Raw genomic sequence first — 15,919 nt, 5'->3', positions numbered from 1 at the left:
TTCTCTCTCACCGTTCACGTGATGCCATGACAGCTTCGATTTCGCCGCGCGAGAGCGCTCTTGTGCAACGCCTAGCCGGGCGAGGGGCGGCCGTTGCTGACGCGCCTCCAAGTGTGTGGTTCATGCGCCAGGCGGGGCGCTCCCTGCCCGAATACCGCAAGGTTCGAGAAGGCATCGGCATGCTCGAGAGCTGCCTCATGCCCGAGCTTGCCGCGGAAATCACACTTCAACCGGTGCGCAGGCACGGTGTCGATGCCGGCATTTTCTTTTCCGACATCATGGTCCCGCTCAAGCTTGCGGGCATCGACGTGAGCATCGAACCCGGTGTTGGACCGGTGCTCGCCCACCCCGTGCGTTCTAAAGCTGATATCGACAAGCTCCCCTCGGTCGACGACGTCTACCGCACCGCTCTCGAGCCGATTCGGGAGGCCGTGCGTCTTACCGTCGCGGAACTCGGCTCCACCCCTCTGATCGGTTTCTGCGGTGCTCCATTTACGGTCGCGAGCTACATGGTTGAGGGGCGCCCGAGCCGCGACCACCTTCGCACCCGCGCATTGATGAGCGCCGATCCCGAGTTGTGGGGCCGCCTCGCGCAGTGGGTCGCTGATATTTCGGGCGAGTTTCTACGTGCCCAGGTTGAAGCGGGTGCGAGCGCCGTCCAGCTTTTCGACTCGTGGGCGGGTTCCCTCTCCGAAGCCACCTACCGCACCCACGTCCTGCCTTTTTCCACACGTACCTTCACCTACGTCGAGGACCTCGATGTTCCCCGGACCCACTTTGGCGTTGGCGCGGGGCACATGCTTACCGCCATCCTCGAGGCGGGCGCGACGACCGTCGGGCTCGACCACCGCACCCCCATTCCCACCGCCGTTGAAACCCTCCCGGCGGGCACGGGCCTGCAGGGAAACCTCGACCCGGCCCTCCTGTTCTCCTCGGAAAAAGCCCGCTTCACCGAGGCCGAGCGCATCGTGCGCGAGGGCCGCGCCGCTGCCGGGCACGTCGTCAACCTCGGCCACGGGGTACCCCCTCAGACGGACCCGCATGTCCTCACCGATCTCGTGGCCTTCATCCACGAGCAGTAGGAGTACCTGCAATGCGCACGCTTGACACCGTTGTCGTCGGTGGTGGAGTTTCTGGGCTTATCTACGCGCGCGAACGCGCGATGCGCGGCGACACTGTTGTTCTTCTCGAGGCCAGCGACCACGTTGGTGGAGCCGTGTGGTCGCACACGCTCGAGGGAATCGAGGCGAACACGGGGGCGGAGGCCTTCGCTGTCGGCGGCGGGAACATGCTTTCGCTCGTGAAAGACCTCGGGCTCGAAAAGCAGGTCGTGTCCCCGGCGACGGGATCGAGCTTCATCGTTGGAGACACGCACGCGTACGCCTCCCCGCGCAATGCCGTTTTGGGCATGCCCGCCCGCCCACTTGCCGCGGATGTGCGTGAGGCCCTCGGGTTCTGGGGAGCGCTGCGCGCGTGGTGTGAGCGTTTCGTTCCCGCCTCCCGCGCCTCGGAAGAGTCCGTGACGGTCGCAGAATTCGTCACCGCGCGCTACGGCAGAAAAGTTCTCGAGCGCCTCGTCGCTCCCATCATTCGTGGCGTGCACTCCGCGGACCCGGAAAAACTCGAGCTGCGCGCCGTCATGCCGAAACTTCCCGAAAGGGTGCAGGCGCTCGGGAGCGCGCGCAAAGCGATCGAGGAGATCCTCGAGAAGCGAGGGGTGCGCTCAAGCTCAGGTTCCGCGGTGCATTCGCTCGCGCCGTCGATGGCGGAGCTGCCGAAAGCACTCGCGCGCGACATCGAAGAGCACGGGGGCCAGATCTTCACCCAGACCCCCGCGCTTGGACTGCGTGCGTCGAGCACCGACGGCACCTGGACCGTGACTGCCGGGACCCGAGCGGCAGCTTTCACGCGCGAATTCAAGACTCGCAGCATCGTCATCGCAACGGGACCCGAACTCGCGCGACACCTCCTCAGTGCCCCCGCGCCACACATCGCAAGCCTCATCCCCCTCGCGCCCGCAACCCCGGTTCGCCTCGCCACGCTCGTGCTCGATAACCCAGAATTGAATGCGAAGCCGCGCGGCAACGGCGTCCTCGTCGCTCCCGCCGCCACCTCGATCCGCGCTAAGGCCATGACTCACGCGAGCGCCAAGTGGGAGCACATCCACCGGGCCGCCAACGCGTCGAAGCCAGGACGCGCCGTCGTTCGGCTCTCCTACAGCCCCGGCGAGGATGGAGAGCTGCCGGGGCCCGAACAGTTCCCGTGGCTCGCGATCGACGATGCGGCCGCGATATTCGGGATGGAGCCGTCGGACCTTTCCGTCGCGAACTGGGCCCTCACCGACTGGACCGGCACGATGCGCCAATCCGGCCCGGGCCACACAGCCGCCCTCGAGACACTCGCACACGCTCTCGAGCGCGATACGGGAGCGGGCGCTGCCCTCCCCCACCTCGAGCTGACCGGCGCGTGGCGCGCCGGCAACGGACTTGAGGCCATCACCCGTTTCACACGCGAGCTCGCCTCGCGCTAACGCCCAACACCACACGAAGAAAGGACTCACTCATGAGCGAGGACGTCACAGAAGAAATCCGTTTCACCGCCTATTCCGTCTACCGCAAGATCGGCGGGCTGAACGATGAGGGCATCGTGAGCCCCGAACAGGTGCTCGAGGATCTCGAGCGTACCGTCGCCTCACTCGCCGGTGCAGACGTCGAGGTGCTCGGCTTCTACGATGTTTCCGGTTTCCGGGCGGAGGCCGACCTCATGGTGTGGCTCGCCTCCGAGCGCCCCGAGGCACTCCAGGAAGCCCTGCGCCTGTTCGAGAACTCGATCGCCGGCACCTACCTCGAGAAGGAATGGCAGGCGATGGGCGTGCACCGCGGCCACGAATTCTCGCGCAGCCACAAGCCCGCATTCATGGAGACCGATAAGGAGCGCAAGGACTGGATCACGGTATACCCGTTCGTGCGCAGCTACGACTGGTACCTCCTTGAGGAAGATGAGCGCCGCGAGATGATGAAAGAGCACGGCATGTACGGCCGCGAATACCCGAACGTGTGGGGCAACACCACCGCAGCCTTTGCGCTCGGCGACTACGAGTGGCTCCTGGGCTTTGAGGCCGACACCCTCCCGGAGCTCGTCGACATGATGCGCCACCTGCGCTACACGAAGGCACGCCTGCACGTGCGCGAAGAGCTTCCCTTCCACACGGGCCACCGCATCGCCGAGCTCGACGAGGTCGTGGAGGTGCTTCTGTGACCGAGGCGGCAGTGACCGAGAACGGCGGCGCCTACACAGCAGTGCTCTTCTCCTCGTTCGGCGGGCCCGAAAAACACGAAGACGTGATCCCGTTCCTGCGCAATGTCACGCGCGGGCGCGGCATCCCCGATGAGCGCCTCGAAGAGGTCGCGACCCACTACCGCGCGCTCGGCGGGAAGAGCCCGATCAACGAGCAAAATCGCGCCCTCATCGCGCGTCTCGAAGCGGAGTTGAAGCGCCGCGGCATCGACCTTCCCGTGTACTGGGGCAACCGCAACTGGGAGCCCTACGTTGCCGATACCGTCCGCGACATGCTGGGCGACGGCCACTCGAAAGTCGTGGGTCTCGTGACGAGCGCGTACTCGAGCTACTCGAGTTGCCACCAGTACCACGAGGATTTCCGCAAAGCCCTCGACGAGACCGGGCTGAAGGGGACGCTCGCGATCGATAAGGCCCGCGTGTACTACAACCATCCGGGATTCCTCGAGCCCGTCGTCGACGGCGTGAAGAGCGCCCTGGAGGCGCACCGCGCAAACGGGCACGAGCCCGAAACGATCGAGATCCTCTTCTCGACGCACTCGATTCCCACGAGCATGGCGGATGTCTCGGGGCCACGACACACGTGGGAGAAGGGCTCGGGCGGCTGGTACGTCGCTCAGCACGAAGCGGCGATCGAGTACGTCATGGCCCGCGTGCGCGAAGAGCTGGGCGCTGCGCACACTCCCGAGAACTACCGGCTCGTCTACCAATCGCGTTCGGGTGCGCCGCACGTGCCGTGGCTCGAGCCGGACATCAACGACGTCATCGACGAGCTCGAAGCTCGCTCCGCTGTCGTTGTCGTGCCGATCGGGTTCGTAACCGATCACGTCGAAGTCGTGTGGGACCTCGACACCGAGGCGAAGGAAACCGCCGAAAACAAGGGCCTCGCCTTTGTGCGAGTGGCAACCTCGGGCAGCGACGACCGTTTTATCGGTGCCCTTGCCGACCTCGTTCAGGAAGCTGTCACGCCCGGCTTTGAACGCCGAGCAGTGATCGACCTCCCCGGAGCGCTCGAGAACGAGAAGCGCACCGGTGACTGCGGACTCGAGTGCTGCCTCGTGCGCACCCCGGAAGGCACGTTCGCATGATGCGGCTCGGCACTCGCGCCTCCGCGCTCGCTCGCACGCAGTCCGCGTGGGTTGCGCGTCAGTTGGTGGCAGGGGGCGAGGGAGATTCCGACGGTTTCCAGCTCGTCAACGTGTCCACTCACGGGGATCGCGACCGCACGAGCCCGCTCACGCGTATCGGCGGCACCGGGGTGTTCGTCTCCGCCGTCCGCGAGGCTCTTCTGGCCGGCGAGGTCGACGTCGTCGTCCATTCGCTCAAGGACCTTCCCACGCTGCCAGCCGACGGGATTCGCCTCGCGGCGGTTCCCGTGCGAGAAAACCCCGCCGATGCTCTCCTCACTCGCGCTGAGGTTGCGAGCCTCGACGCGATTCCTCGGGGCGGCCGCGTGGGCACCGGGAGCCCACGACGCGCAGCGCAGCTCATGCTCGCGCGGCCCGATCTCGAGGTGGTTCCGATCCGCGGCAACATCGAGACACGTATGGCGTATGCCGAGCGGGGAGAGCTCGATGCGGTTGTTCTCGCCGCGGCGGGCCTGCATAGGCTCGGGTTTGAGGACCGCATCGCCGAATCGTTTGATCCGTGGCAGTTTCTGCCCGCGCCCGCGCAGGGGGCGCTCGCGGTTGAGGTTCGCGAGGATCTCGACCGCGAAAGCGACCTCGCTCGCGCGCTCGACGCGCTCGATCACCGTCCGACCCGGTTCGCGACGATCGCCGAGCGCACTCTCTTGCGTGCGCTCGAGGCGGGGTGCTCGGCGCCGGTCGCCGCATTCGCCGAGGTCACGGACAATAATCGACTCGTTCTCAAGGCCGGGGTATACGGTCGAAACACGCATCTTGTTCGCGAAAGCCGCACGAATACACCGGTGACGGCGGCCTCGGCCGAGGCCGCGGGCAGGGCGCTTGCGGAGGACATGCTCGCCGCTGGCGCCCGAGATCTACTTGCTGAGGAGTGGCTAGCATGACAGCACCCGTTCTCGTGACGCGCCCCGAGGGGCGCGGCGATGGCCTCGTCGCGGAGCTCAACGCTCGCGGTTTTGAGGCCGTGCATTCTCCGTTCACGGAGTTCTCGTTCGAAACGGACGCCGATCTGCGCGATGCCCTCAGAGACCTTGCCCACGGCGAATTCGATTGGCTTCTTCTCACGTCGGTCACGACGGTGACGGCCCTGCGGGCTCTGCCCGAGTGGTCGGAACTGCCCGCGATCCAGGAGTTCAAAGCCGCCGCGGTAGGTGAAGCGACCGCCGCGGCCGCCCGCGAAGCCGGCCTCACTGTCGAAACGATTGCGCAGGGAAGCGCGGCTTCTCTTATCGACGTCTTCCCCGTCAATCAGCAAGGTGGCGACGGGCTCGCGCAGCGGATTTTCTACCCGGTCAGTTCGGCGGCCGCGCCACAGCTCGAGCTCGCCCTCCGCATGGCGGGCTACGAGGTTCAGCGAGAGACCGCGTACCGCCCGAAAACTATCCCGCAACCGCGCGACGTCGTCGACAATCTCGCCGCAGGCGGCTTCAGCGCCGTCGTCGCGACGAGCCCCATGATCGTTCGTGCTCTCTCACAGCTCGCGATCCACGAGAGTACGAAACTCGTCGTGATCGGCAAGCCGAGCGAGGAGGCGGCGATCAGTGTGAATCTCCCGGTTGCAGCGGTCGCGAAAGATCCAAGCGATCGCGCGCTCGCTGAAGCCGTTGCCGAAGTACTGGGAAAGGACCCCGAGTAATGACCGTGAAGCGCCCCTTCCATCGCCCCCGCCGCCTTCGCGCGAGCGACGCGATGCGCCGCCTTAATCGCGAGACGACCCTGCGCAGCGCCGATTTCATTCTTCCGGCATTCGTGCGCGAGGGCGCGAGCGAGGCTCGCCCCATCGCGTCGATGCCCGGCGTCGTGCAGCACTCGCTCGACTCCCTCGTCACGGCCGCCCGCGAAGCCGCCGACCTCGGTCTTGGCGGCATCATGCTGTTTGGCATCCCCGAGAAGAAGGATGCCGTCGGATCCGGCGCAACCGACCCGAACGGGATCCTGAACGTCGCTATCTCGCGCCTGCGTGACGAGCTCGGCGATTCGCTTCTGGTGATGGCCGATCTGTGCCTCGATGAATTCACGGATCACGGCCACTGCGGGGTCCTCGACCAGGATGGCGGCGTGGACAATGACGCGACGCTCGAGGTCTATCGCGAGATGGCCCTCGCTCAGGCGCGCGCGGGTGCCCACGTTGTTGCCCCCTCGGGCATGATGGACGGCCAGATCGCCGCTATCCGCGACGCGCTCGATTCGGAAGGCTTCACGAACGTCGCGATTTACGCCTACACCGCGAAGTATGCCTCCGCGTTCTACGGGCCGTTCCGCGAAGCCGTCGATTCGTCGCTGACGGGCGATCGCAAGACCTACCAGCAGGATCCGGCGAACGGGCGCGAGGCGCTTCGCGAGCTCGAGCTCGACCTGGGCGAGGGCGCCGACATGATCATGGTCAAGCCCGGGCTGCCCTATCTCGATGTGCTTGCCGACGTTGCGGCCGCGAGCCCCGTTCCCGTTGGCACGTACCAGGTCTCTGGCGAGTACGCGATGATCGAGGCGGCGTGCGAGAACGGCTGGCTTGACCGCGATCGCGCAGTGCTCGAGTCTCTCCTCGCGTTCAAGCGAGCGGGCGCAGCCCACGTACTCACCTACTACGCGCCGTACGCGGCGAAGCTCCTCGCCAATCTTCCCCCTCACCTTCGCGAATTCGTCTGATCACCGCTCAATCTAGGAGGTCTTGATGCCCACGAACGCCGAACTCTTCGCCCGCGCGCAGCACGTCATTCCCGGCGGGGTGAATTCGCCCGTGCGCGCCTTCGGGAGCGTGGGCGGCACTCCCCCGTACCTCGTGAGCGGCAACGGCGCGCTACTGACGGACGCCGAGGGAACCGAGTACGTGGACCTCGTGGGCTCGTGGGGGCCCATGATTCTCGGCCATGCCGAGGCGACCGTCGTCAACGCCGTCTCGGAGGCCGCGGCGCACTCGCTGAGCTTCGGCGCTCCCCACGAGGGCGAAATTCGCCTCGCCGAACTCGTGATCGACCGCGTCCCCGCGGTCGAGAAGATTCGCATGGTGAACTCGGGCACCGAGGCAACCATGAGCGCACTGCGCCTCGCGCGCGGTTTCACGGGGCGCGATCTCATTGTGAAGTTCGCGGGCTGCTACCACGGCCACGTCGATTCGCTGCTCGCGGAGGCAGGTTCGGGGGTAGCCACGTTCTCGCTGCCGGGCTCGGCGGGAGTCACGGATCCGACGGCTGCCGAAACTCTCGTGCTTCCCTACGGCGACCGCGAGGCGGTGCGCGAAGCGTTCGCCGAACACGGAGAGAACATCGCCGCGGTGATCACCGAGGGCGCCCCGTGCAACATGGGCGTCATCGACCCGGGCGACTTCAACGCATTCCTCCTCGATGAGGCGCACGCGGCCGGTGCGCTCCTCATTGTCGACGAAGTACTGACCGGCTTTCGCGCGAGCGCGACGGGCGCCCACGGAATCGATGGCGTCGTGCCGGATCTCGTGACCTTCGGCAAGGTCATCGGCGGTGGCATGCCGGTGGGCGCCTTCGGCGGCCGGGCCGACATTATGGAGCACCTCTCCCCCCTCGGCCCCGTCTATCAAGCGGGCACTCTCTCGGGTAACCCCCTCGCAACCGCCGCGGGCATCGCGACGTTGAGCCAGCTCGATGACGCGCTTTACGCGCAGCTCAACGATTCGGCAACAACCCTCATTTCTGCATTCGACGACGCGCTAAGCGCCGAAGGCGTCCCGCACTCGATCAACCGCTTCGGCACCCTCTTCTCCGTGTTCTTCACCGATCGCGACGTGCGCTGCTATGAGGACGCAAAGTCCCAGGACACCGATGCCTTCGCTCGGTTCTTCCACGCGATGCTCGCCCAGGGCATCTACATGCCGCCGAGCGCGTTTGAGGCGTATTTCGTCTCTAGGGCCCACACTCCCGATATCCTTGAACGCATCATCGCCGCTTTGCCCTCCGCAGCAAAGGCAGCGGCCTCACCGAAGGGATGACCTCATGAGCGAGTCGCAGGACTGGAACGCCCAAGGCTACGGTGCCGACGCATTCGCGGCTTTCCCGCCGAACCTCGACACCGACGCCGAAGGGGCGGCCTTCCTCGCCCGCCTCGGTCTGCTTGGCGCCCTTGCGGGCGTCCTCGCAGGGCTTGCCGCCTCGCAAATCACGTGGTGGCTTTCGCTCGGACTTTTCGTCGCGTGGGTGATTGGCGCGCTCGTCGCGGGATGCATCGGGGGCATCGCCGCAAAGAAACACCGCGCGGGAGTGGGGTACCCGGCGGACGGCGAGGCGTGGCTGCGCACATTCGCGCGCACGTTCATGATCGTCGGCATCGTCCTTGGCGTGGCCACCGTCGGGGTTGCCGTGGCGCTCACGCTCGCGCTGCAACCGGAGACCGAGCCCGCAACGCGAAACTACACCCCGGCGATTTTGCTCGGCATCGTGTCAATCCTCGCGGTCGCGGGCATGCGCTGGATCGCAACCACGCGACCGACCTGGCTGCTGTACGGCGCACGGAAGTGACTCGCGACTCCTTCTGGGACCTCGCGCGATTACAACTTGATTACGATTGTTACGAGAAGGGCCACCGGTGTCCTCACAACGGAATTTTTGACCTAAGCTAAGGGCGTTCCGTATCTCTCACGTGAGGCTGCTGCCATGTATCCCCTCTCCTCTCTTACCGGCCGACGCATCTCGGCTGCCCTTCTCGCCACCGGCGTCACCTTCACCCCGCTCGCCGTGCAGGCTTCTCCCTCCGATCCAACCGACGAACCGACCCTCTCGACGACCGAGGCCCCCACGCCGGCCCCCTCGGAACCGGCCCCCTCTGAAACCCCTGTTGAGGAAACCCCGGCCGATCAAACTCCCGGCACGGAGGCTCCCAGCGAAAACACCACCGACGCGCCGCTCGAGGCTCCTACGTCCACGGACGATACCCCGGCCCCTGCGCCTCGCGAATCGGCACCCGCCCCACGCGACTCCACAACCACCTCCGTGGAGGAATCCACCACCGATGCGCCCGCAGAGAAGCCCGCGTCGAGCATCCGAACCTTCAGCGCGACCCCCGAAAGCACGCCACGGTTCGCCATCGTCGGCGCGATGCGCGGCTATTGGGACGAGACCGGTGGCGCGGATTCTTGGATTGGTAACCCCACGTCCAACGAGCAAAAACTCAACGGCGGTGGCTACGTCCAGCATTTCGAGAATGCCGACCTCTACTGGTCCCCGGGCAACGGTGGAGCACACGCCGTCAACCGCGGCGGCGGCTTCGAAACGTTCTGGAAGCGCAGCGGCCAAACGCGCGGATGGCTGGGTTACCCCTCGACCGATGAGATTCGAGTGCCCGGCGGCGTCATGCAGAAGTTCACGGGCGGAACCCTGCACTACGACTTCGCCACGAAGAATGTGTGGGTAACCAAGGGCGGCATTGGCGACCACTATGAGTCACTCGGCGGCCCTAAGAGCTGGTTGGGCTTTCCCACGGAGAACGAAACCAAGATCCGAGGCGGCTACCTCCAGCGGTTCCAGCACGGCATCGCCTACTACTCGGCGGGTTCTGGCACGCACTCCATCTCTCACAACGGCGCGATCTTTGGCATCTGGGCCCGGCAAGGATATGAACACGGTGCGCTCGGCTTCCCCACCTCGCAGGAATACTCGGTACGCGGCGGCCGCGCACAAAACTTCCAAAACGGCACGATCTATTGGAACTCACGCACCGGCATCACTGAAGTCACCAAGAATGCCATCCATAAGAGTTACAACGGCATCGGGGGCCCGAACAGCGCCCTCGGCCTTCCTCGCAGTGGCGAAACCAAGCTCAATAACGGAGTCACCATTCAGTACTTCGAGGGCGGAAATATGTACTGGCACCCGCGCACCGGTGCCTATGCCGTGCACTCAGGCATGCTCAACCAGTACGCCAAGCGCGGCTTTGAGCGGGGCTTCCTCGGTCTTCCCACCTCGAACGAGTACACCTACAAGGGGCAGTTCCGCCAAAACTTCGAGAACGGAGTTCTGTACTGGACGCGTTCGAATGGCACAGGGGTCGTGGGCTGGGAGCCCGCGAATCCCTACTACTTCGGCCCCACGAATAATCCCACGACCTCTCGCGGTGGGCACAACCTCACCAAGGGCTGGAACGGCGTTCGCGTAGCCGCTGTCCAAAAACGCCTCGGGATCTACTCAGATGGCCACAGTGCAACGATGAACGCGAAAACGATCCGAGCCGTCAAGTCTTGGCAGCGCAAGCGAGGTCTGCCCGTCACCGGTGTCGTGGATAAGCGCACGTGGGATTCGCTAGGCACTGGCGTGAGCTGGTACGCGGATGGCTTCACGGTGAAACCCAAGGTAGGCATCACTGCAAGCCGTCAAGAGCGCATCGACACCATGGTGAATTTTGCGCGTTCGCAGGTAGGCTCGCCCTACACTTGGGGCGGTGCCGGCGGCTACAAACTAGGCTACGACTGCTCAGGTATCGCTATCCAGGCAATGAATGCCGCCGGTCTCGAGACGGGGGTAACGCCCGAACAACATGCCGGTGCAAACTGGCTCTCGACGCACTACTTCTACAACTCCAAGAAGTTCCGCAAGGTGCCAATCTCGCAGATTCAGCGCGGCGACTGGATCTTCTACCGAGACTCCGGCGGCACCATCCGTCACATGACGATGTATCTGGGCAATGGTCAGATGCTGCATTCCTGGGGTCCTGGCGTTCACATTCGCTCGTACACCCGGAACCTTCCCGGTCGCAAGGCTGACCCGTACGTTCTGAGGCCCTTCTAGTGCAACAGGTGACTCGCCGGGTCGTGTGTGCAACGGCCGCCCTGCTCGTAAGCGCGTGCGCAGCGTGCTCGGGCGGCTCCGCACCCGAACCAGATTCGCGTTCCGAAAGCGCCACGGCAACACAAAGCGCTACGACTATCCCCGAAGAGGGGCGCGTGAGCGAATCCGAAGCGTCGCCAGGCGACGGATACGTGCCCTCAAAAGCTGACCCAGACGGAAAGTTTGACGAGTCACTCTTCACGCCCGAGGCCGCGAGCCTGCCCGGCTCTCGCACACAGGACACCCCTGAAATGTGGGAGACCTACGCGACAGCCGGGGCGCGCAGGTATGAGGAAGATTCCGCAACCCGCGGTACCTTCCCGGAAGGGGTGCTCGACTTGCACAAAGATCCGGCGGGTGATGGCTCGGCATACATGAAGGCCTTCGGCGAGGTCATTTCCGATGTCGAGACGAGCGCCGATCGCGCCGCGGCAAATCCACACGACGCCGAGGCGGCGATCGTTAACCGCTATGAGGGTTCGGTGCTGATCCGCGTCCTCCACGATGAATCCGGTGAGAGCTACGTGGTTGCCCAAAGCACCGATACGCAGCACGTCATCACCTACGCGGCCAAGATCTAATCCCCTCTACTCGCCCCGGATCGCACGTCGGTAAAGGCTCACAAAGTCCTCGCTCGCGGCTGCCCATGAGTGCTTCTCCGCTTCGCGGCGCGCTGCGGCTCCCACGGACGACCTTATCCGTGCACCTTGTTCGCCCGCGAGCGCCTCGAGACGCCGTTCGAGATCGTTCTCGTCGCTAAACAGGAACCCCGTTTCGCCGTCGACGATTTGCTCCATGGTAGGGCCTGAGCATGCGGCGAGCGGCGGCAGGCCCGAGGCCATCGCCTCAAGTAGCACGAGGCCAAGTGTCTCGGTCACGGAGGGAAATACGAACAGGTCGTGGTCGCGGTAGGTCTGTGCGAGCTTCTCGCCGCGGAGAACCCCTGCGAAATGCGTGCGGGTTCCGCGAAAGTCGCGTTCGAGGTTGGCGCGCTGTGGCCCATCGCCCACGAGCGTGAGCTCTAGATCATCGCGGCGGTGCATGAGGGGCGCGAGTCGGTTGAGGTCTTTTTCGGCCGCAAGCCGCCCGACGAAAAGCAGCCGCAACCTGGAGTTTTGGTTGCCGCAAGGCGAAGCGGCCGTCGGGCCATCACCGGGGTGGAAGAGGCGCGTATCCACGGCCCTGCGCACGACATGCACGTGCTCGAGCCCAAGTGCACGGGCCTCGCTGCGCATGGCCTCGCTCGTGACGGCATTGATCTGGGCATCGCGGTGCATGCAGCGGGTTGCGCGCGCGATGAGTGGTGCGCTCCACGCCCATGCGCGGTAGCGCGACAGGTAGGCGGGAAGATTCGTGTGGTAGCTCGCGACGAGTGGAATGCGGTGGCGGCGCGCCGTGCGAACGGCGGTCTGACCGAGCAGGATCGGTTGCGCGACATGGATAACGTCGGGGCGAAACTCCCGCACGACCCGCTCGGTGAGACGGTGTGCGGAAGGGGTAGGGAGCGACCAGGGACGGCTCGGGTAAAAGGGCACGCGCACGGTTGGGGCGCCGTGAATGGGGGCGCCGGGGCTCTGGCGTGAGTTCTTGGGGTCCGACGCTGCCTCGTATTCGTCGATGCCGAGCCCCGGCGCGATGATCTCCACCTCGTGCCCTTCGCTAAGGAGATGATCGACGAGATGGGTCAGGCGCGTGACGACCCCGTCAACGCTCGGCACGAACGTCTCGGTCACGAGGAGCACGCGCATCCGGCCACGGGAGGCGGGGTCTGCTAGCGCCACGTCACGCTCGGGAGGATCAGCTCGTTCCTCACGCGCCCCGCATGCGCGCGGGCCACCTCGAGAATCTCGGCGAGCACGCCCTCCGTAAGGAGGTGCGGCTCGAGCCCGAGGTCGATGAGGCGAGTGTTGACGGCGTTGTAGTAGTGGTTGTACTTCTCGACGCGCGGGTTCTCGACGTGATTGATCTGGGCATCGATCCCGAGCGTCGAGGCCGCTGCGACGACTTTGACGGCGAGTTCCTCGACGCTAAAGGACTCGGTGAACTGGTTGAACACGCGGAACTCTCCAGGCTGCGCGGGGTTCGTGCACGCGAGTTCGATGCACCGCACGGTGTCCTCGATATTGAGGTACGCACGTGTTTGGGAGCCATCCCCGTACACCGTGAGGGGGTGGCCGACGGCGGCCTGAATGAGGAAGCGATTGAGCGCCGTGCCGTACACCGCGTCATAGTCGAAGCGATTCACGAGGCGGGGGTCCATGCGGGTCTCATTCGTGTGGAGCCCATAGACGATGCCCTGGTTGAGGTCGGTCGCGGCGATATTCCAGATCTTGCACGCGAACATGATGTTGTCGCTGTCGTGCACCTTGGAGAGGTGGTAGAAGCTGCCCGGCTGCTTCGGAAACGGCAGGCGGTCCTTGCGGCCGCGATGCTCGATCTCGATGAAGCCTTCTTCGATGTCAATGTTGGGCTGGCCGTATTCGCCCATCGTCCCGAGCTTCACGAGGTGACATTCGGGAGCGTAGTCGCGGATCGCCCAGAGCACGTTGAGTGTGCCCTCAACGTTCGTGCGCTGCGTGTAAATGGCGTGCTCACGATCGATCATCGAGTACGGGGCGCTTCGTTGTTCGGCGAAGTGCACGAAGGCCTCGGGTTGCACGTCGGTGACGGCTGCGCTCAGAAACTCGTAGTCGCTAAGATCGCCGATCCGAACGTCGATACGTGCGCCCGAGACTTCCTCCCATGCGGCGACCCGCTTCTCGAGAGGGAGAATCGGGGTCACCGAGTTTGAGCCGAGTTCGTCATCGATGTCGCGACGCACAAGGGAGTCAATAATCGTGACCTCGTGCCCCTGCTTCGAGAGGTACAGCGCCGTGGGCCAGCCGCAAAAACCGTCACCGCCTGCGACAATAATGCGGAGCCCTCGTTCCCCAGCCTCGTTGATGGCCTGCTGCATTGCTCGTCCTCTCGCCTCGTGTCGTCAGTCCACAATAGTGACCGAGTGAACACTATCGCTGTTCAGAAACGAGCTCGCGCCGCGCGAACGAGGGTGTCGTTGAGAGCGGGCCACACGCCGGCGTGCTCCTCGCCAAACGGCTTCGACGACAAAAATGCCGCACTGAGCCCACCCGGGATCGCTTCCGGGTCAACCCAGAGGAACGACCCCGATTGCCCGAAGTGCCCGAACGTGCGGGCCGAGTTGAGCGCGCCCGTCCAGTGCGGCTCCTTCTTCCCTTTGATCTCCACACCCAGACCCCAGTCATTCGGGCTTTGGCGGCCGTAACCGGGAAGCACGCCGGAAAGGCCCGGGAAATGGGGGCGATGCGCTGATTCAGCGAGCTCTGAAGAAATGAGCGTGGGAGTCAAGAACTCCCGGCCAAGTAAAAGAAGATCCTCGATGCTTGCGCGGTAATCTTTGGCGGGCGAGCCGGCTACCTCGACGGTCTCCATCCCCAGTGGCTCCGTCACGCTCTCGCGCACCCACCGGTCAAAGTCCGTTCCGACGGCGCGCGCGACAACGCGCCCGAGCTGCTCGATACCCGCATTCGTGTACATGCGGCGCTTTCCGGGCGCAGCAAGAAACTCCCCGCCTTCAAACGCATAGCCGGCGGCGTGGGCAAGTAGGTGTTCGACAGTGCAGCCCTGCGGAGTCTCTTCACCTGCAGCGTCATCAAGGGAAAGGGCTCCGCGATCGATCGCGACGAGCGCGGCGTACGTCGCGATCAGCTTCGAGACACTCGCGAGCGGGAACACTCGGTCAAGATCCCCGTACGCGGTGATTAAGCGACCGTCGGAACGGATGAGGCCAACGGCCGAATCAAAACTCAAGGACGAAAGAAGCGGCTCAAGAGACTCCGGATCAACGTGGGCGGGGTTCGCGTGCACATCACTCATACACCAATCCTCCACCACATCATTACATCTGAACGAATCGTGCGTGCATGACACGCGATAGACTCGCGGCGTACGACGTTTACCCAAGGAGACCCACGTTGAGTTTTCTCGACCGAATCGAGCGCAGCCTCGACCGCGGAGTGTCGAACGTGTTCTCGCGCGGCGGCAGCATCAAGCCACTCGACCTCGCCCAAGGGCTCAAGCGCGAATGCGACGATCAGATTCAGGTCCTCGACCGCGCCCGCACGCTCGCACCCAACACGTACTCCGTGTACCTCAACTCGGTGGATTACGAACGGTTCGCCTCGTGGGAGGACACCCTCGTTGATGAACTCCAGCGGATCCTCGTCGATCACGCCGATCAGCAGAAATACCTGTTTGTGGGGAACGTAACCGTCGCGCTCAAGCGCGACGATGACGTCAAGGCCGGGCGCTTCGAAACCGAATCGAGCACCGAACGCTCCTCACTCGCACCGGCGACGACGGGCGGCGAAAACTTCCAGCCGATCCTCGAAATCGACGGTCAGCAGTACCTCCTCACGGGCCGCGTCACCGTGATCGGCCGCGGCGGCGACAGCGACATCATCCTCGACGACACGGGCGTGAGCCGCCACCACCTTGAACTCCGCGTTGACGGCACATCGATGACCGCAACGGACCTTGGCTCCACGAACGGCACCTTCGTGAACGGCGAGCGCATTACGACCCCCACCGGGCTCCCCGACGGCGCGACGATCCGCATCGGGCGCACGCGTCTCACCGTCATTTTGCCTACGGGCGCGCCCTCCGAGTGGTGAG

15 protein-coding genes are annotated in these 15,919 nt (G+C 64.8%); 12 read left to right on the top strand and 3 right to left on the bottom strand.

All coding sequences use genetic code 11. The features are described from left to right. Positions 1 to 26: 26 nt before the first annotated feature. The 11 genes from hemE (at position 27) to DEHOM01_RS03270 (ending at position 11,808) form a co-directional block, all read left to right on the top strand. A complete protein-coding gene (hemE, locus tag DEHOM01_RS03320) occupies positions 27 to 1,082 on the top strand; it encodes a uroporphyrinogen decarboxylase (RefSeq protein WP_061211495.1) in 1,056 nt (351 codons plus the stop codon). 11 nt (positions 1,083 to 1,093) lie between these two features. After that, positions 1,094 to 2,530: a protoporphyrinogen oxidase gene (gene hemG, locus DEHOM01_RS03315; protein WP_061211494.1), complete on the top strand. Its 1,437-nt coding sequence runs from the start codon at positions 1,094 to 1,096 to the stop codon at positions 2,528 to 2,530. Between the two features lie 32 nt (positions 2,531 to 2,562). Further along, positions 2,563 to 3,258 (top strand): hydrogen peroxide-dependent heme synthase, encoded by a 696-nt coding sequence (gene hemQ / locus DEHOM01_RS03310; protein ID WP_061211493.1) that lies wholly within the window; start codon positions 2,563 to 2,565, stop codon positions 3,256 to 3,258. Beyond that, positions 3,255 to 4,385 (top strand): ferrochelatase, encoded by a 1,131-nt coding sequence (locus tag DEHOM01_RS03305; protein WP_061211492.1) that lies wholly within the window; start codon positions 3,255 to 3,257, stop codon positions 4,383 to 4,385. Before hemQ ends, DEHOM01_RS03305 begins: the two co-directional genes overlap by 4 nt. Continuing rightward, a complete protein-coding gene (hemC, locus tag DEHOM01_RS03300; RefSeq protein WP_061211491.1) occupies positions 4,382 to 5,326 on the top strand; it encodes a hydroxymethylbilane synthase in 945 nt (314 codons plus the stop codon). Before DEHOM01_RS03305 ends, hemC begins: the two co-directional genes overlap by 4 nt. Further along, the gene (locus tag DEHOM01_RS03295; RefSeq protein ID WP_061211490.1) at positions 5,323 to 6,078 is read left to right on the top strand and encodes a uroporphyrinogen-III synthase; all 756 of its coding nucleotides are present in this window, start codon (positions 5,323 to 5,325) and stop codon (positions 6,076 to 6,078) included. Before hemC ends, DEHOM01_RS03295 begins: the two co-directional genes overlap by 4 nt. After that, a complete protein-coding gene (hemB, locus tag DEHOM01_RS03290; RefSeq protein WP_061211489.1) occupies positions 6,078 to 7,088 on the top strand; it encodes a porphobilinogen synthase in 1,011 nt (336 codons plus the stop codon). The genes DEHOM01_RS03295 and hemB overlap by 1 nt, the downstream gene beginning before the upstream one ends. A 25-nt stretch (positions 7,089 to 7,113) precedes the next feature. Next, entirely contained in the window at positions 7,114 to 8,400 is a 1,287-nt protein-coding gene (gene hemL / locus DEHOM01_RS03285) for a glutamate-1-semialdehyde 2,1-aminomutase (RefSeq protein WP_061211488.1), read from the top strand. A gap of 4 nt (positions 8,401 to 8,404) precedes the next feature. After that, complete coding sequence (locus tag DEHOM01_RS03280) at positions 8,405 to 8,926, top strand: hypothetical protein (RefSeq protein ID WP_061211487.1); 522 nt, start codon at positions 8,405 to 8,407, stop codon at positions 8,924 to 8,926. 135 nt (positions 8,927 to 9,061) lie between these two features. Further along, a complete protein-coding gene (locus tag DEHOM01_RS03275) occupies positions 9,062 to 11,188 on the top strand; it encodes an NlpC/P60 family protein (RefSeq protein ID WP_061211486.1) in 2,127 nt (708 codons plus the stop codon). After that, positions 11,188 to 11,808 (top strand): hypothetical protein, encoded by a 621-nt coding sequence (locus DEHOM01_RS03270; RefSeq protein WP_061211485.1) that lies wholly within the window; start codon positions 11,188 to 11,190, stop codon positions 11,806 to 11,808. Before DEHOM01_RS03275 ends, DEHOM01_RS03270 begins: the two co-directional genes overlap by 1 nt. Positions 11,809 to 11,814: 6 nt before the next feature. Here the strand turns inward: DEHOM01_RS03270 and DEHOM01_RS03265 are convergent, their stop codons facing one another. The 3 genes from DEHOM01_RS03265 to DEHOM01_RS03255 form a co-directional block, all read right to left on the bottom strand. Next, positions 11,815 to 13,008 carry a glycosyltransferase family 4 protein gene (locus tag DEHOM01_RS03265; protein ID WP_061211484.1) on the bottom strand — a complete coding sequence of 398 codons (1,194 nt, stop codon included), beginning with the start codon at positions 13,006 to 13,008 and terminating at the stop codon, positions 11,815 to 11,817. Then, positions 12,999 to 14,183 (bottom strand): NAD-dependent epimerase/dehydratase family protein, encoded by a 1,185-nt coding sequence (locus DEHOM01_RS03260; protein ID WP_061211483.1) that lies wholly within the window; start codon positions 14,181 to 14,183, stop codon positions 12,999 to 13,001. The genes DEHOM01_RS03265 and DEHOM01_RS03260 overlap by 10 nt, the downstream gene beginning before the upstream one ends. Positions 14,184 to 14,245: 62 nt before the next feature. After that, the gene (locus tag DEHOM01_RS03255; RefSeq protein ID WP_061211482.1) at positions 14,246 to 15,121 is read right to left on the bottom strand and encodes a serine hydrolase domain-containing protein; all 876 of its coding nucleotides are present in this window, start codon (positions 15,119 to 15,121) and stop codon (positions 14,246 to 14,248) included. Between the two features lie 98 nt (positions 15,122 to 15,219). Between DEHOM01_RS03255 and DEHOM01_RS03250 the strand changes: the two genes are divergently transcribed. Next, positions 15,220 to 15,918 carry an FHA domain-containing protein gene (locus DEHOM01_RS03250; RefSeq protein WP_016663339.1) on the top strand — a complete coding sequence of 233 codons (699 nt, stop codon included), beginning with the start codon at positions 15,220 to 15,222 and terminating at the stop codon, positions 15,916 to 15,918. Position 15,919 lies beyond the last annotated feature (1 nt).

It is taken from the genome of Dermabacter hominis NBRC 106157 (assembly GCF_001570785.1).
Taxonomy (GTDB): Bacteria; Actinomycetota; Actinomycetes; order Actinomycetales; family Dermabacteraceae; genus Dermabacter; species Dermabacter hominis.
The sequence above is the reverse complement of the archived record's forward strand: the minus strand, read 5'-3'. Positions and strand labels throughout refer to the sequence as shown.

Excerpts from the sequence above, each read along its gene's own strand:
- hemE (WP_061211495.1), top strand. The coding sequence starts at position 27 with ATGACAGCTTCGATTTCGCCGCGCGAGAGCGCTCTTGTGCAACGCCTA.
- hemG (WP_061211494.1), top strand. The coding sequence starts at position 1,094 with ATGCGCACGCTTGACACCGTTGTCGTCGGTGGTGGAGTTTCTGGGCTT.
- hemQ (WP_061211493.1), top strand. The coding sequence starts at position 2,563 with ATGAGCGAGGACGTCACAGAAGAAATCCGTTTCACCGCCTATTCCGTC.
- hemC (WP_061211491.1), top strand. The coding sequence starts at position 4,382 with ATGATGCGGCTCGGCACTCGCGCCTCCGCGCTCGCTCGCACGCAGTCC.
- DEHOM01_RS03295 (WP_061211490.1), top strand. The coding sequence starts at position 5,323 with ATGACAGCACCCGTTCTCGTGACGCGCCCCGAGGGGCGCGGCGATGGC.
- hemB (WP_061211489.1), top strand. The coding sequence starts at position 6,078 with ATGACCGTGAAGCGCCCCTTCCATCGCCCCCGCCGCCTTCGCGCGAGC.
- hemL (WP_061211488.1), top strand. The coding sequence starts at position 7,114 with ATGCCCACGAACGCCGAACTCTTCGCCCGCGCGCAGCACGTCATTCCC.
- DEHOM01_RS03280 (WP_061211487.1), top strand. The coding sequence starts at position 8,405 with ATGAGCGAGTCGCAGGACTGGAACGCCCAAGGCTACGGTGCCGACGCA.
- DEHOM01_RS03275 (WP_061211486.1), top strand. The coding sequence starts at position 9,062 with ATGTATCCCCTCTCCTCTCTTACCGGCCGACGCATCTCGGCTGCCCTT.
- DEHOM01_RS03260 (WP_061211483.1), bottom strand. The coding sequence starts at position 14,183 with ATGCAGCAGGCCATCAACGAGGCTGGGGAACGAGGGCTCCGCATTATT.
- DEHOM01_RS03255 (WP_061211482.1), bottom strand. The coding sequence starts at position 15,121 with ATGAGTGATGTGCACGCGAACCCCGCCCACGTTGATCCGGAGTCTCTT.